Genomic DNA, 15,941 nt, shown 5'->3' on the forward strand with positions numbered 1-15,941 from the left:
GTGGCGGCGTGCCCATGCTCTGTGTGACAGTCAGAAGGTCCGCCGCCCCGGCTCGGCGCTGCGTTCCGTGCTTCGCGAATGTGATGCAGCCACTGCTGAGCACCTCAGCTGGTGATCCTCAGTCGCGTTTCCCTGGGGTCGGCACAACATTTCGTGAGCACCGCCTTTGTACGTACAGCTCTTCGGACGCATGTACCGCAGCAAACTGAATACCGGGGCCGATGACCGTGTCGCCAGCTGCTCTGCGGCTCGGTGTGCGGCCGGGGCGGCCGTCGGGCGCCCCGGGGTGTTGTCGGCGTCCCCATCGGCGTACGCTGACAGGCGCCATGCCGTACGAACCACCCACGCACACCGTCGAGCGCTCACTGCGCGCTACCACTGGTGCCAAGACCGTCGCCGGTGTCGACGAGGTCGGACGCGGAGCGTGGGCGGGACCGGTCACTGTGTGTGCGGCCGTCACCGGCCTTCGCAGACCTCCCGCCGGACTCACCGACTCCAAGCTGATCAGCCCCAAGCGCCGCGCAGAGCTGGCCCCGTTGCTGGAGCGCTGGGTCACTGCGTTCGGTCTGGGTGATGCCTCTCCGCAGGAGATCGACGACTTGGGGATGACGGCTGCACTGCGCCTCGCCGCTGTGCGTGCCCTCGAAGCCCTGCCGGTGCGGCCCGACGCGGTGATACTCGATGGCAAACACGACTACCTGGGACGGCCCTGGCAGGTCCGGACAGTGATCAAGGGCGACCAGTCCTGCATCGCGGTGGCGGCTGCTTCGGTGATCGCGAAGGTCCGGCGGGACACGATGATGGCCGAACTGGGCGCGGATTCCGGCGAGTACGCCGCCTTCGCCTTCGGCGCCAACGCAGGTTACCCGTCGCCCGTGCACAGGGCCGCGCTGGAGGAGTGGGGACCCACACCCCACCACCGCCTCTCGTGGTCCTACCTCGATGCGCTGCCCAGGTGGCAGCACCTCAAGAAGGTCCGCTTCTCCGCCGAAGCGGCTGCACTGGAAAGCGGGGGCCAACTCGGCTTCGACTTCTGATCGCGCACATGTACCCACCCGCTGATGCCTTGCGTGTCGGCGTTTGATAGACAACCACCCATGCCTCTCATCCCCGAGGAGCCTCAGATTCACGAGAGCGTCCAGGGTCCCCGCGTCACTCCGGCCGCAGGCCGCACCGCGTCGACCCCCCGTCCTGTACCTGGTCCGCGTTCAGCGGCCATGCCACGCCCCGGTCGCCCGGGACCCGGCCCCGCGAGGCCCGCGCCCCCGGCGCAGCGTCCGCACTCCACCTCTGGCCAGCCGCAGGAGGCCCGGCCGGAGAATCGTTCCGCACCGCAGATCCAGCTGATTCCCGCGTCGGCTGCCGGCGCACTCGACGCTGCCGACGAAGCGGTGGACCTGCTGCTCGATTCCGGACGCGCACCGGGCGACATCCTGGTGCTCACCACTGGTGAGCAGCACCCGTGGGCAGCGCACGAACTCTCCTTCGGCGAGGCCGCCTACTGGGCGCAGCACGAGGCCGGCGATGACGTGTTCTACGCCGGTGCCGCGGTCACGGAGCGGGTGAAGCCCCGCCCCGTGGTGATCGTCGCCGTCAACGGCGACGGCGGTGACGCCGTTGCCGGTGCACTGTCCGGTGCGCGGGAACGCTCCGGTGCCCTGCTGATCGTCTGCGGGGACCCGCAGACGATCAACACGGTGCTCGGCGCCGACGCCTGATCCGTAGGGGACACAGGGCCGTGGTGACCCGGCTGCCCGACAGGGCGGCCGGGTCCGCAACCACGGGTCAGCGTGCCGCGGTGCGTCGCAGCGCCTGAGTCGCACCGCCGCCGGGGCGCAGCGGGACCGGATCATGGTCGAGCAATGTGTCGGCAAGAGCGGACGGCTGCGATGTCGAGCTGGGCCGACGTCCACCCCGGCCCTCGCCCAGCACCTGCCAGCCGCTTCGGGTCAGCGTGATGTACGCGCCGCACCGAAGGCCGTGCAATGTGCAGGCGTCCCGCAGGCCCCACATCCACGCTCCATCTTCCTCTGTCCAACGCTCGTCGCCCTCGCGGCAGTAAAGCAGTACTGCGGTACGGACAGGTGTGCGGCGGCGCAGGTCGTGCGGGATGACCCGTCGCAGATGCCCGAGCAGCGCGTTGCGGAACTCCCAGCCGTCGGCGGCTATGGAGCGGCGGGCGAACGAGGCGCTGGCCGTAAGGCGTTCCTCATGGTCGAGTACGGCGACCACAGCGGTCGCCGGGGTCGGCCGGTGCCGGGCGTGCAGGCCGCTGACAACCTCGCGGGGACTGCGCAGCAACGGTATGCCCGCTTCGGCCCACTCGGCCGGTTCGAGCATCCTGGCAAGGCGGTTGGCGGAATCGGCAGATGCCGAGGACGCCGACATCGAAGTGGCTGCGGACGGAGCGAATCCGAAGGTCACGATCCTCCCTTCGCATACGCGCCCACGGTGCGGGCAGGGTCGGGTGAGGGCGCACCGCGGCACAGCCCTTCCGGGCCGCGAAAGGGCCGTGCGGGGAGCGGTCCAATTCTTGCTGGCGTATCGGCAGGCGGCAACGAGCAATTGGCGCAGCTGACGGGAATCAGCCGGAATGACTCTGATATCCCTGCCCACGCCGTGCATGGATGACGCTTCCTGTCATGCCTGAACGGCGAGGACCAGCGGAAATACTCCCTGCGCCCCGGCCCGGCGCAGCAGCCGCGCGGCCACGGCCAGTGTCCAGCCGCTGTCCGAGAGATCGTCCACGAGCAGCACGGGACCGCCCGCCGCGGCCAAGGCGTCGGCCAGCTCGGGTTCCACGACCAGTGCTTCGTGCAGAGCCCGGACCCGCTGTGCGCTGTTGGCCTGCGAGATCCGTACCCCGGCGGCCGCCGGTGCATAGGCGACGCTGCCGAGCAGGGGCATCCGGCCGACCTCGGCGATGCGGCTGCTGAGTGACTGGATGAGCTGCGGCTTGCTGCGCGAGGCGATGGTGACCACCCCGACAGGTCGGGGCGCGGCGTCCTCCGCCCCGGATGCCCAGCCCCCGGGCCCCCTGGCCCAGTCGGCCAGCACGCTTACCACCGCGTTGGTCACATCGTCCGGCACGGGGGCATCCGGTGTCTGCGCTGCCAGCATCGGGCGCAGCCGGTTGCCCCAGCCGATGTCGGAGAGCCGGCCCAGTGCGCGGCCGGTGAACGACAGTTCTCCGGCAGGAATGCGGCCCTTGAGATCGACGCCCACGGCGGCGAGACCGGTCGGCCACATCTTGCGGGGCTCCACCTCCACGCCGGGCCTGCCGAGTTCGCCCCGCGCACCGTCCAGGGCCGCATCGGACACGTGGTCGTCGAAGCGGGCTCCCGCGCAGTTGTCGCAGCGCCCGCATGCGGTTGCCTGCTCGTCGTCCAACTGGCGGCGCAGGAACTCCATCCGGCAGCCGGTTGTCGTCGCGTAATCGCGCATCGCCTGCTGCTCGGAGGCCCGTTGACGGGCCACCCAGGCGTAGCGCTCGGAGTCGTACACCCAAGACTCACCCGTGGCGATCCAGCCGCCCTTGACCCGCCTGACCGCGCCATCGACATCGAGCACCTTGAGCATGGTCTCCAGCCGGGTGCGTCTCAGGTCGACCAACGGCTCCAGAGCCGGCAGTGAAAGCGGACGGCCGGCCTGGGCGAGAGCGTCGATCGTCCGCCGGACCTGCGCCTCGGGAGGGAAGGCAACCGATGCGAAGTACTGCCAGATCGCCTCGTCCTCCTTGCCCGGGAGCAGCAGCACCTCCGCATGCTCGACACCGCGGCCCGCGCGTCCCACCTGCTGGTAGTAGGCGATGGGGGAGGAAGGTGAGCCCAGATGAACGACGAAACCCAGGTCGGGCTTGTCGAATCCCATGCCCAGAGCGGACGTTGCCACCAGGGCCTTGACACGGTTGGCAAGGAGATCGTCCTCGGCCTGCTGGCGGTCGGCATTCTCGGTGCGGCCGGTGTAGGACGCCACCGTGTGCCCGCACTGGCGCAGATATGTGGTGATCTCCTCGGCGGCCGCGACCGTCAGCGTGTAGATGATCCCCGAGCCGGGGAGTTCCTTGAGATGATCGCCCAGCCAGGCCAGCCGGTGTGCGGCATTGGGCAGTTGAAGGACGCTGAGGCTGAGGCTCTCCCGGTCCAGCGGGCCACGCAGTACGAGCGCATCCGTACCCGCGCCGGTACCCAGTTGCTCAGCGACATCCGCGGTCACCCGTGCGTTCGCGGTGGCGGTGGTCGCCAGCACGGGTACGTCGGCAGGCAGGTCGGCCAACATGGTCCGCAGACGTCGGTAGTCGGGCCGGAAGTCATGGCCCCAGTCGGAAATGCAGTGCGCCTCGTCGACCACGAGCAGCCCCGTCGCGGCGGCAAGCCGGGGCAGGACCTGATCCCGGAAATCGGGATTGTTGAGCCGCTCGGGGCTGACCAACAGCACATCCACCTCCCCGTCCGCCACCTCGGCCTGGACGGTGTCCCACTCCTCGGTGTTGGACGAATTGATCGTGCGGGCGGTGATTCCGGCCCGGGCCGCTGCCGCGACCTGGTTACGCATCAACGCCAGCAGCGGCGACACGATCACGGTCGGTCCACCGCCCTGCGCACGGAGCAGCGACGTCGCGACGAAATACACAGCGGACTTGCCCCAGCCGGTTCGCTGGACGACCAGGGCTCTGCGCTTGTCGGCGACGAGAGCTTCGATGGCCCGCCACTGGTCCTCCCGCAGCCGTGCAGCACCTGAGGAGTCCCCGACGAGTCGGGCAAGTACGGAATCGGCCGAGGCCCTGAGCTCTGCGCGGTCTGCGTTGGTCATGCCCCCATGCAACCCGATGGGTACGACAAACCGCGAACGGCCCCGCGGCCCTGTGGATAAAGTTATCCACAGGGGTCGCGGATTCTGGCTGCCCGCGGGACGGTCAAGCCATGAACCAGCACCACGAATCCACCGGTCCGGCCGACGAACAGCAGATCACTCTGCGGGGTCCTGCCGAACTCGCCGATGCCCTCCCGTATCTCATGGGGTTCCACCCGAACGACAGCGTGGTCATGGTCGCCCTGCACGGCGGCCGGGGCCGTTTCGGCGGGCGGCTCAGGCTCGGCATCCCGCAGTCACCTCAAGAATGGCCACCCGTCGCCGAGCAGCTGGCCGAGTGCCTGATCAAGGGGAGCGAGAGGCGTGGGGAGCGCCCTGACGCGATCGTCATCTTCCTCTGCCAGGATCCTGCCGAAGGCGAGAGCGGCAGTCAGATCATGGAGCGGCTGAAGCCCCTTGCCCAGCGTCTGCGTACGGCCTGCGGTGCGCTCGACGTACCCGTACTCGAAGCGCTCTGCATCTCTGCCGGCCGGTACTGGTCGTACTGCTGCCCGGACGAGCGTTGCTGCCCGGCCGAAGGAAACCAGCTGGCTCTGCCCGGCACCTCGGTGATGGCGGCTGCCGCCGCATACGCGGGCATTCAAGTGCGCGGAACGCTTCGGGAGATGGAGGCCAAGCTCGCACCTCTGAACACGACGGTGGCTGCAGAACAGCAACGGGCACTCGACTCGGCCGGGGCCGAGCTGGTGCCGAAGATCCTCGACGAGGTGGGACGCAAGGACGTGGCCCGAGAGACCTTGGGGCTTGCCCGGAGGCTCATGAAACGCCTCAGGGAGGCGCCGGTTACGGTGCCCTCCGCGTCGGACATCAGTGACGACCGGCTGATCAGCCATGACGAGGCCGCTGCGGTGATCCTCGGTCTGCAGGACCGGGAAACCCGCGACAAGGCCGCCGAATGGATGGAGGGGCCCGAAGCCGATTCCGCGTTGCGACTCTGGCGGGCGCTGTCCCGTCGCTGCGTCGCACCGTACGAGGAGCACGCTGCGGCGCCGCTGACCCTGGCCGGGTGGGTCTCCTGGTCGACGGGCGATGAACCGGGCGCACGGGTCGCGCTGGGTCTCGCCCTGCGGGCGGATCCCGGGTACACCTTTGCTCAACTTCTCCATGAGGCGTGCAACCAAGGCCTTGATCCGGAGACGCTGCGCCGCTGTCTACGAGGGGAGCGCAGTGCTCGGACGGGCCGTCGCGGCCACCGTACGGACCGGAGCACGCGGCCCCGCACGGCACGCCCGACTGCCACACGGCGAAGGAAGACCCGATCCGGCTCCGCCCGCCCCGAAACGACAACCACCCGACGCAGGCCAGGGCAAGCCTCCCCCAGCCGTCGCGGGTCCAGGAGCGGTCGATGACCCTCGTGCCTCGTCGCTCCGACCCAGCAGCTCTCCCCGCCTGACGGGGGCCGGCAGCGCCCGGACTGCCGTCGTCGACGGCCCCCACGCTGCGGGGACGGCCGGCAGGAGTCGCCATGGTGCGCGGACTCGGCGATCTCCAGGGCGTCCATGGCAGGTGCCCCGGAGATTCCCGGCCGGCGAGCGGGCCGGGGCCACAGTGAGGAATCTGGCGTCATGACGGACGAAGAGCACGGCGAAGGGAGTGTTTATCGTCAGGCAGACGACTATGATCACGGCATGCCGCCCTACGACCCGTCGACCTTCCCGCCCTTTGCTGTCACCGTCGACCTGGTCGTGCTCACGGTGCGCCGTCATGCGCTCTGCGCGCTGGTGGTACGCCGCGGTGAGCCGCCGTTCCAGGGCCGATGGGCGCTGCCCGGCGGGTTCGTCAAAGCTGATGAGGATCTCGGAGCCGCAGCAGCGCGCGAACTCGTCGAGGAGACCGGTCTGTGCGCCCAGGATCCCGCAGCCCCGGCGGTCGGCAACGGCGCCCATCTCGAACAGCTCGCCACCTACGGCGACCCCGGGCGTGACCCACGGATGAGGGTTGTCAGCGTCGCTCACCTCGCTCTGGCCCCTGATCTTCCGGCCCCCCGGGCGGGTGGCGATGCGAACAGTGCGCGTTGGGCGCCTGTCGAGGATCTGCTCGGACAGGAGGGTGGCTTCGGCCATGAGGGCGAAAACCAGGCCCCACTCGCCTTCGATCATGCGCAGATCCTTGCCGACGGGGTCGAACGGGCGCGTTCCAAGATCGAGTACTCCTCTCTGGCCACCGCTTTCTGCCCGCCGGCTTTCACGGTCGGCGAGCTTCGGAGGGTGTACGAGGCAGTGTGGGGCGTTGTCCTCGACCCGCGGAACTTTCACCGCAAGGTGACAGGCACGCCCGGCTTTCTGGTGCCTGCCGGCGGGACGACCACTCGGCAGGGCGGCCGCCCTGCCCAGCTCTTCCGGGCCGGCGCGGCCACGGTGCTCAACCCGCCGATGCTGAGGCCAGAAGTCTGACCTTGCGGAACGCCCGCAAGGTCGGCGCTGCGCAAAAAGTCGGATATGTCGCGTTATCTTGCTGCGGTACCCGCCCTGCCGCCGGGCGGTCTCACCTTCCGCGAGAGAAGCGATGCTCCAGGTCATCGGACTCACCAGCGCCCGCCACCGTGGCCTTCCGGCTGCCGTGGACGATCTCACCTTCGAAGCCCGGCCGGGCCGCGTCACCGCACTTCTGGGCGCCCCCGGCTCGGGCAAGACCACAGCCCTCCGCCTGATGCTCGAACTCGACTCGGGGTGGGGGGTCACCTGCTTCCGGGGCAGACCGCTGCACCGCATCCCGCACCCCGCCCGTGAGGTGGGCGTACTCCTCGGGGACGCACCGGGTCACCCCGCCCGTACCGCCCGCGGCCAGCTCCGCATGCTCTGCGCCGCCGCAGGCGTACCGGCGTCCCGTGCTGATGAACTGCTCGAGGCCGTCGGTCTTGCCGGACTCCGGGACCAGCGCATCGGCACACTCCCGCTCGGCATGGACCGCCTGCTCGCCCTCGCTTCGGCGCTGCTCGGCGACCCGCACACGCTCATCCTCGACGACCCCGCCGAAGGTCTCTCTCCGCGCGAGGAGTGCTGGTTGCGCGGGCTGCTGCAGGCCCATGCCGCCCAGGGCGGGACCGTCCTGTACACCACGACCGATCCCAAGGAGGCCGCGCGAACGGCCGACCATGTGGTCACCATCGACGGCGGACGTCTCGTCGCCGACCAGAGCATCAGGGACTTCTCCCGGACCCGCCTCCGCCCCCGGGTCGCAGTCCGTACCCCACACGCAGCCCGCCTTGCCGCCGTCGTCAGCCGCGAGGCCCGAGCGGCCAGGCGCTCCGTCGAGGTGGTCACCGAAGCAGGCAGCCTCCTGTCCGTGTACGGCTCCACCTGCGCGGAGATCGGCGACGCGGCATTCCGGCACGGGCTTCCGGTGCACCGGCTTGCCGACGAGGTCGGCGACGCCGGTCCCGCAGAACCTGCAGATGCCGCAGACCCCGCTGTCGGCCAAGGTGAGGGGCAAGCCGAACCGCGACCGCAGGCGCGGGCGGCCGGCTCGGAACTGTCGCCGCCGACCCGACGCCGCCCGCTCCGTGGTCCGCTCCACCCGCTGCGATACGAACTGCGCCGCCTCCTCGGTGTCAGAACAACAGCCTTGATCGTGGGTGCTGTTCTGGTCGCCTCGGTCGGGCTCTCCGTCCTCCTCGCCCGCTCCGGCCATGCTCAGCTGCCGAAGGTGTTGGCGGCCTGGCCGTCGCTGCTGCCACTGCCGCCCGCAGCGGTCGGGGCCGGACTGCTCGGTGCTTTCTCGTTCGGCGACGAGTTCCGCTACCCCGCGCTGGCGGCGGGCAGAGGCAGTGTTCCGCGCCGCCTGGGGTTGCTTCTTGCGAAGCTCGTGGTGTCAGCGGGCGTCGCCCTGGTGCTCGCTCTGGCTGTCGTGCTGGCCTCCGCCGAAGCCCTTCACCTTGTGTACGGCAACGAGATCAAGGTTCCTTCGAATTCGGTTTATCTGGGCGTGAGTTGGGCCGGTCTGACCGTGGGCTGCGCCTGGGCGGGCCTCCTGGCTGCCGGAGTCTTCGGAGCGACGACGGCCGGTATCGCTGCGGTACTTGCCGTTCCTGTGCTCGTCGTGCCGATTGTCCAGGGCTTGCTGGCGGGTCAGGCATCTCGGTCGGCCGTCGGCCTTCCAGGCAGGCTCCGTGGACTGGTGTGGCCGCGCTGGCCGCAGGAGACGGACCGATGGGTGGCAGCTGTCGTGCGCGTGGTGGCACACCCCGTGGGGGCTGCGTTGTCGTTGTCGTTGTCGGTCCTGATCTGTGCGTATCTGTTCACCAGCCTTCGCGGCAGGGTCCGTTGGTGATCGCAGGGTGGTGGTGAATCGCTCCGAGCCTCACAACTTCCTAGGAGGTGACCGATTTCAACCAATAAGGCGTCAATTGGGGGGTGGGTGCCGATCACCCTTTCGTGTGCTTTTCACCAAAGACCTCAAGGGGCGGCTGGGCCGCGCCGACAAAGGATGCGTGAGTACCCTTGCGCACACCATGATGACCGCCGCCCGCTCCGCCGATTCCGGCCTCGCCGGCCCGGGTGAACTCGACCGCTACCCGTATGCGGAGGCGCCGGCTGGCGAGCGTGCCGCTCTTCGCTCCTGGGACGGTCCCGATGCCGAGCTCGGCCGGGCGAGCCGACGAGGCTCGGCCAGCCGTGGCCGTGGCCTCCACGGCCAACTCGTTCAGCAGCTGGGACAGATGATCGTCTCCGGCGATCTGGGCGCCGATCGCCCCCTCGTACCGGAAGAGATCGGTCAGCGTTTCGAGGTCTCCCGCACCGTCGTACGTGAATCGCTGCGCGTTCTTGAGGCCAAAGGCCTGGTCAGCGCCCGGCCCAATGTGGGTACCCGGGTCCGCCCCGTCAGCGACTGGAATCTGCTGGACCCTGACATCATCGAATGGCGCGCCTTCGGTCCTCAGCGCGAGGATCAGCGCCGTGAGCTGGGGGAGCTCCGGTGGACGATCGAGCCGCTCGCTGCCCGTCTCGCCGCAGGCCATGGTCGTGAGGACATTCAGCAGCGCCTCGGTGACATGGTCGAGATCATGGGGCACGCGCTCGGGCAGGGTGACGGGATCACCTGCTCCCGGGCCGACGTGGAGTTCCATTCCCTGCTCATCCAGGCGGCGGGCAATCGCATGCTTGAGCACCTCTCCGGCATCGTCTCGGCGGCGCTGCAGGTCTCGGGTGGTCCCGTCACGGGCTGCGACCGCCCCAGTGAGACATCCCTCGGTCACCATGCCCGGATCGTCGATGCCCTTGCATCCGGCGACTCGGCGGGCGCCGAAGCCGCCATGCGCCAACTGCTCGTCGTCCAGCCGGAGGTGGAACGGGTGGTGCCCGCGCCCCGCGAGCACTGAGAGCAACACGGCCAGGGTGTACGAACCACGTGTCGCCGGGCCCCAGTGGTCCGGCGGCACAATTGTGGGGGGACGGTACCTCTGGTCACGTTCGTCGCAAATGAGGTGTGACTCGGGCCACGCGGATTGGGCGTAACACTCCTCGAAACAGTGCGATGACTTAAGAGGTGACCGCCGCGGAAGGAATACAGCAGCCATTCAGTGCGCTGTGCAGTTCTGAGGCCAAACCCGCGCCGTCGGTACATTCCCAGCCCGACGGTCGTCGGCTCCAGCCCACTCCAGGGCCGGGCCGGAAGCCGTTTCCATCGTTCCGAGAGGTTGTTCGTGTCGGCCAGCACATCCCGTACGCTCCCGCCGGAGATCGCCGAGTCCGAGTCTGTGATGGCGCTCATCGAGCGGGGAAAGGCTGATGGGCAGATCGCCGGCGATGACGTGCGTCGGGCCTTCGAGGCTGACCAGATTCCGCCAACCCAGTGGAAGAATGTTCTGCGCAGCCTCAACCAGATCCTCGAGGAAGAGGGTGTGACGCTGATGGTCAGTGCCGCGGAGCCGTCAAAGCGTGCCCGCAAGAGCGTCGCAGCAAAGAGCCCGGTCAAGCGCACCGCCACCAAGACTGTCGCGGCCAAGACGACCGTGACCAGGACCGTTGCGGCCACTGCCGCCCCGTCGGCAGAGACCGTGGACGTGGTGGCTGACGACGCTGCCGCGGCCGGCCCTGCGAAGAAGGCGGCAGCCAAGAAGACGGCCGCCAAGAAGACCGCCGTGAAGAAGACGGCGGCCAAGAAGACAGCAACGAAGAAGTCCGGAAAGCAGGACGACGAGCTCCTCGACGGCGACGAGGCGGCCGAAGAAGTAAAGGCCGGCAAGGGCGAGGAAGAGGAGGGCGAGGGCGAGAACAAGGGCTTCGTCCTCTCCGACGACGACGAGGACGACGCACCTGCGCAGCAGGTCGCCGTCGCCGGCGCCACCGCTGACCCGGTCAAGGACTACCTGAAGCAGATCGGCAAGGTTCCCCTCCTCAACGCCGAGCAGGAGGTCGAGCTCGCCAAGCGCATCGAGGCCGGTCTGTTCGCCGAGGACAAGCTGGCGAACTCCGACAAACTCGCGCCGAAGCTCAAGCGCGAACTGGAGATCATCGCCGAGGACGGCCGCCGCGCCAAGAACCACCTGCTGGAGGCCAACCTCCGTCTCGTGGTTTCGCTGGCCAAGCGCTACACCGGCCGCGGCATGCTCTTCCTGGACCTCATCCAGGAGGGCAACCTCGGTCTGATCCGCGCGGTCGAGAAGTTCGACTACACCAAGGGCTACAAGTTCTCCACGTACGCCACCTGGTGGATCCGTCAGGCGATCACCCGCGCCATGGCCGACCAGGCCCGCACCATTCGCATCCCGGTGCACATGGTTGAGGTCATCAACAAGCTCGCCCGTGTACAGCGTCAGATGCTCCAGGACCTGGGCCGCGAGCCCACGCCGGAGGAGCTGGCCAAGGAACTCGACATGACCCCCGAGAAGGTCATCGAGGTCCAGAAGTACGGTCGTGAGCCGATCTCCCTCCACACCCCGCTGGGTGAAGACGGGGACAGCGAGTTCGGTGACCTGATCGAGGACTCCGAGGCGGTCGTCCCGGCCGACGCGGTCAGCTTCACGCTCCTCCAGGAGCAGCTGCACTCGGTGCTCGACACGCTCTCCGAGCGTGAGGCGGGCGTGGTCTCGATGCGCTTCGGCCTCACCGACGGACAGCCGAAGACGCTGGACGAGATCGGCAAGGTCTACGGCGTGACGCGCGAGCGCATCCGTCAGATCGAGTCGAAGACCATGTCGAAGCTGCGCCATCCGTCGCGTTCGCAGGTGCTGCGCGACTACCTCGACTAGGTCCCAGGAGTACACAGACCGAAGGCCCGGCTCCCGTGGGGAGCCGGGCCTTCGGCCTATCTGCGGGTGCGGTCGGCGACGGGTCGGATGACTCTGGGTGTGAATGGTTCACCACAGAGTCAGGAGTGTGCATGTCCCGTACAGTTTTTTGCGCCATGGCCGGGGTGTTCGCCCTTGTTGCGGCAACGGCAGCGATACCGCTCGGATCCCCTGCTGCAGCTGTTTCGGACAGCATCGTCATCGGTGGCCAGCCCGCACACGTCAAGGACAGCCCCTGGGTTGTGGCACTGTCCAGTCGCGACCGGTTCGGAGAGACACGCGCCGGGCAGTTCTGCGGCGGTGTCGTGGTGGCGCCGAAGAAGGTACTGACTGCTGCGCACTGCCTGAACCGGGAAGCGCTCGGCGTCGATGTCGGCGAGTTGCGCGATCTGCGGGTCATCTCCGGCCGGGACGTCCTGCGCGGAACCGGCGGGCAGGAGGCACCGGTACAGGCGGCGTGGAGTAATCCGGGGTTCGACCCCACCACGAACGCGGGGGACTTGGCGGTGCTCACCCTGGCCGACGCACTGCCCGCCAAGAGCGTGATCCCGATGGCTGAATCCGGTGACGCGGCATACGAGCCGGGTACCGGCGCCGTCGTCTACGGATGGGGTGACACGACCGGCAATAGCGACTATGCGTCGTCACTCCGCTCCGCCGAAGTGAGCGTCCTGCCGGACAGCCTGTGCCGGCAGGCCTACCCGGGTGGCAGAGACGGTACGTACGACGCCTCAGCGATGCTCTGCGCGGGCGAACTGCTGGGCGGGCACGACGCATGCCAGGGCGACAGCGGCGGGCCGCTGGTGGCCCGTGGGCGGCTCATCGGGCTGGTGTCCTGGGGGAACGGCTGCGCCCGGGTCGGGAGCCCCGGCGTGTACACGCGGATTTCCGCTGCGATCGGCTGGATGCCGGGCGGTAGCTGAACGACATCACTGCGGGTGCGAGAACGGGCGGCTTCCCGATCGGGAAGCCGCCCGCCGTCAGGTCCGGGACCTGACCCTGGCTCGTCGTGGATGCGAGGTGTCAGTGTTGTTCCTCTTCGGCGGCTTGGGCCTGCACGGCCGTCAGCCGGTCCGTCTCATCCTGTATTTCCGCGGCGATCTTCTTGAGTTCCGGCTCGAACTTGCGACCGTGGTGGGCGCAGAAGAGCAGTTCACCGCCGCTGATCAGGACGACGCGCAGATAGGCCTGGGCGCCGCAACGGTCGCAGCGGTCTGCTGCGGTCAGCGGGCTCGCGGGGGTCAGAACAGTAGTCACGTCGCCTCTTCTCTAGCTCGACGAGCTGTCGTACCAGGGTCAACATCCAACCAGGCCGAAAACGTTCCCGCTCGTGGCTTTTCTTCGAAACTTCTTCTCAAAATGGCTGTCTGTTGCCGGTTGGCGGCGAATGTGCCGTATTGCGTAGCGCTACGGTTTCGCGTTGCTTGTCTTGGTGGATCCTCCCGGCTGGCTTGCCGGTTTGTTCATGAGGACGTGCCCGGAGCCTAAATGGTTCATGCCTGGAAGGGAACGTGATGTTCACGTCACTCCTACGAGGGATCGAACGTGTATGCGAGGCTGGACTAGTGTGAGGGTTCTGGAGGGTGGCGTTACAACCGCTCTACCAGGCCTCGGTACCCTCTCAGCGGCGACCGAAGCCGAGCCCGCTACCGACTGGGCCCCAAATGAAATTCAGCGAGGAGCGAACCGCGTGACCGCCGATACGTCCGTGCCGTCCACTGCGCTGCTGACTGGAGCAGACCGAGACGGTTCCAACTACACTGCGCGGCACCTGCTCGTACTCGAGGGGCTCGAAGCGGTTCGCAAGCGTCCCGGGATGTACATCGGGTCCACCGACAGCCGCGGCCTCATGCACTGCCTCTGGGAGATCATCGACAACTCGGTCGACGAGGCTCTGGGCGGCTACTGCGATCACATCGAGGTCATCCTTCACGACGACAATTCCGTGGAGGTCCGGGACAACGGGCGCGGCATCCCTGTCGACGTCGAGCCCAAGACGGGCCTGTCCGGCGTCGAAGTCGTGCTGACAAAGCTGCACGCCGGTGGAAAGTTCGGCGGCGGCTCCTATGCCGCGTCGGGCGGTCTGCACGGCGTCGGCGCCTCTGTGGTCAACGCGCTTTCCGCCCGGCTGGACGTCGAGGTCGACCGCAACAGCGCGACCCACTCGATCAGCTTCCGGCGCGGAGTCCCGGGGATTTTCACCGAGCAGGGGCCTGACAGCCCGTTCGACCCGGCCAACGGCCTGCTCAAGGGCAAGCGGGTGCCGAAGGCGCGCACCGGCACCAGGGTGCGTTACTGGGCGGACCGGCAGATCTTCCTCAAGGACGCCAAGCTCAACCTGGAGACGCTCCATCAGCGGGCGCGGCAGACGGCCTTCCTCGTCCCCGGCCTCACGATCGTCGTCCGTGACGAGCGCGCTCTCGACGGCGAGGGCAAGACCGAGGAGACCTTCCGTTTCGACGGCGGAATCAGTGAATTCTGCGAGTACCTCGCCCAGGACAAGGCGGTCTGCGACGTCCTGCGCCTGACCGGTCAGGGCACTTTCAAGGAAACCGTGCCGGTCCTGGACGAACGCGGACACATGACGGCGACCGAGGTCACCCGCGAACTCGCCGTCGACATCGCCCTGCGCTGGGGCACCGGATACGACACCAACCTCAAATCCTTCGTCAACATCATCGCCACCCCCAAGGGCGGCACCCATGTGACCGGATTTGAACGCTCCGTGACCAAGACGGTCAACGAGGCGCTGCGCTCCGCCAAGCTGCTCCGCGTCGCCGAGGACGACATCGTCAAGGACGACGCACTGGAGGGTCTCACCGCGGTCGTCACCGTGCGACTGGCGGAGCCGCAGTTCGAGGGCCAGACCAAGGAGGTGCTCGGCACCTCGGCGGCCAACCGGATCGTCGCCAACGTCGTGGCCAAGGAGCTCAAGGCGTTCCTGACCTCGACGAAGCGTGATGCCAAGGCCCAGGCCAGGGCGGTCCTGGACAAGGCCGTGGCGGCCGCGCGCACCCGCATCGCGGCCCGCCAGCACAAGGATGCACAGCGCCGCAAGACAGCGCTGGAGTCCTCCTCGCTGCCGGCGAAGCTCGCCGACTGCCGCAGCGACGACGTGGACCGCAGCGAGCTCTTCATCGTCGAGGGCGACTCCGCGCTCGGTACGGCCAAGCTCGCCCGGAACAGCGAGTTCCAGGCACTGCTGCCGATCCGGGGCAAGATCCTCAATGTCCAGAAGGCATCCGTCTCGGACATGCTGAAGAACGCCGAGTGCGGTGCGATCATCCAGGTCATAGGAGCCGGGTCGGGACGGACCTTCGACATCGACGCCGCTCGCTACGGGAAGATCGTCCTGCTGGTGGACGCCGATGTCGACGGCGCGCACATCCGCATTCTGCTGCTGACGCTGTTCCAGCGCTACATGCGACCCATGGTCGAGGCAGGTCGGGTCTTCGCCGCCGTACCCCCGCTGCACCGGATCGAGCTTGTCCAGCCCAAGAAGGGCCAGGACAAGTACATCTACACGTACTCCGACGGCGAGCTGCGTCAGCGGCTGCTGGAACTGCAGCGGAAGAACATCCGGTACAAGGACTCGATCCAGCGCTACAAGGGTCTGGGCGAGATGGACGCCGACCAACTGGCGGAAACCACGATGGACCCCCGGTACCGCACACTGCGGCGGATCAACATCGGCGACCTGGAATCGTCCGAGCAGGTCTTCGATCTGCTGATGGGCAATGAGGTGGCGCCACGCAAGGAGTTCATCACCAGCTCGGCCGCCACCCTGGACCGCTCACGCATCGACGCCTGAGCGTCGCCGTCTCCACCCCTGGGTGGAGAC

The 15,941-nt window shown here is 68.2% G+C and carries 12 protein-coding genes; 9 read left to right on the forward strand and 3 right to left on the reverse strand.

The features are described 5' to 3' along the window. The first annotated feature begins 326 nt into the window (after nt 1-326). Complete coding sequence (rnhB, locus tag IEZ15_RS27175) at nt 327-1,037, forward strand: ribonuclease HII (RefSeq protein ID WP_093898918.1); 711 nt, start codon at nt 327-329, stop codon at nt 1,035-1,037. 60 nt (nt 1,038-1,097) lie between these two features. After that, entirely contained in the window at nt 1,098-1,718 is a 621-nt protein-coding gene (locus IEZ15_RS27180; RefSeq protein ID WP_189279766.1) for a hypothetical protein, read from the forward strand. Nucleotides 1,719-1,785: 67 nt separating this feature from the next. Here the strand turns inward: IEZ15_RS27180 and IEZ15_RS27185 are convergent, their stop codons facing one another. Beyond that, a complete protein-coding gene (locus tag IEZ15_RS27185; RefSeq protein WP_189279767.1) occupies nt 1,786-2,424 on the reverse strand; it encodes a hypothetical protein in 639 nt (212 codons plus the stop codon). Nucleotides 2,425-2,640: 216 nt separating this feature from the next. Continuing rightward, nucleotides 2,641-4,812, reverse strand: coding sequence for a RecQ family ATP-dependent DNA helicase (locus tag IEZ15_RS27190; RefSeq protein WP_189279768.1), 2,172 nt, complete (start codon nt 4,810-4,812; stop codon nt 2,641-2,643). A 110-nt stretch (nt 4,813-4,922) separates the two neighbouring features. Here IEZ15_RS27190 and IEZ15_RS27195 point away from each other — a divergent pair, with 110 nt between their 5' ends. The 6 genes from IEZ15_RS27195 to IEZ15_RS27220 all read left to right on the forward strand — a co-directional run bounded on the left by IEZ15_RS27195 (nt 4,923) and on the right by IEZ15_RS27220 (nt 13,023). Continuing rightward, nucleotides 4,923-6,221, forward strand: a complete 1,299-nt coding sequence (locus IEZ15_RS27195; RefSeq protein WP_114247063.1) for a DUF4192 domain-containing protein — start codon at nt 4,923-4,925, stop codon at nt 6,219-6,221. 279 nt (nt 6,222-6,500) lie between these two features. Beyond that, a complete protein-coding gene (locus tag IEZ15_RS27200) occupies nt 6,501-7,265 on the forward strand; it encodes an NUDIX hydrolase (protein ID WP_189279769.1) in 765 nt (254 codons plus the stop codon). A 112-nt stretch (nt 7,266-7,377) separates the two neighbouring features. Further along, nucleotides 7,378-9,141 (forward strand): ATP-binding cassette domain-containing protein, encoded by a 1,764-nt coding sequence (locus IEZ15_RS27205; RefSeq protein WP_189279770.1) that lies wholly within the window; start codon nt 7,378-7,380, stop codon nt 9,139-9,141. Between the two features lie 160 nt (nt 9,142-9,301). Continuing rightward, nucleotides 9,302-10,189, forward strand: a complete 888-nt coding sequence (locus IEZ15_RS27210; protein ID WP_189279771.1) for a FadR/GntR family transcriptional regulator — start codon at nt 9,302-9,304, stop codon at nt 10,187-10,189. A 324-nt stretch (nt 10,190-10,513) separates the two neighbouring features. Then, nucleotides 10,514-12,061: an RNA polymerase sigma factor gene (locus tag IEZ15_RS27215; RefSeq protein WP_114249338.1), complete on the forward strand. Its 1,548-nt coding sequence runs from the start codon at nt 10,514-10,516 to the stop codon at nt 12,059-12,061. Nucleotides 12,062-12,192: 131 nt separating this feature from the next. Next, the gene (locus tag IEZ15_RS27220; RefSeq protein ID WP_189279772.1) at nt 12,193-13,023 is read left to right on the forward strand and encodes a S1 family peptidase; all 831 of its coding nucleotides are present in this window, start codon (nt 12,193-12,195) and stop codon (nt 13,021-13,023) included. A gap of 100 nt (nt 13,024-13,123) precedes the next feature. Here IEZ15_RS27220 and IEZ15_RS27225 read toward each other — a convergent pair whose 3' ends face one another. Beyond that, the gene (locus IEZ15_RS27225) at nt 13,124-13,357 is read right to left on the reverse strand and encodes a DUF7455 domain-containing protein (RefSeq protein WP_024489001.1); all 234 of its coding nucleotides are present in this window, start codon (nt 13,355-13,357) and stop codon (nt 13,124-13,126) included. A 433-nt stretch (nt 13,358-13,790) separates the two neighbouring features. Here IEZ15_RS27225 and IEZ15_RS27230 point away from each other — a divergent pair, with 433 nt between their 5' ends. Continuing rightward, a complete protein-coding gene (locus IEZ15_RS27230) occupies nt 13,791-15,911 on the forward strand; it encodes a DNA gyrase/topoisomerase IV subunit B (protein ID WP_114247067.1) in 2,121 nt (706 codons plus the stop codon). The last annotated feature ends 30 nt before the right edge of the window (nt 15,912-15,941 follow it).

The sequence above is a fragment of the Streptomyces atratus genome, from assembly GCF_014648655.1.
In the GTDB taxonomy this organism is placed as follows: domain Bacteria; phylum Actinomycetota; class Actinomycetes; order Streptomycetales; family Streptomycetaceae; genus Streptomyces; species Streptomyces atratus.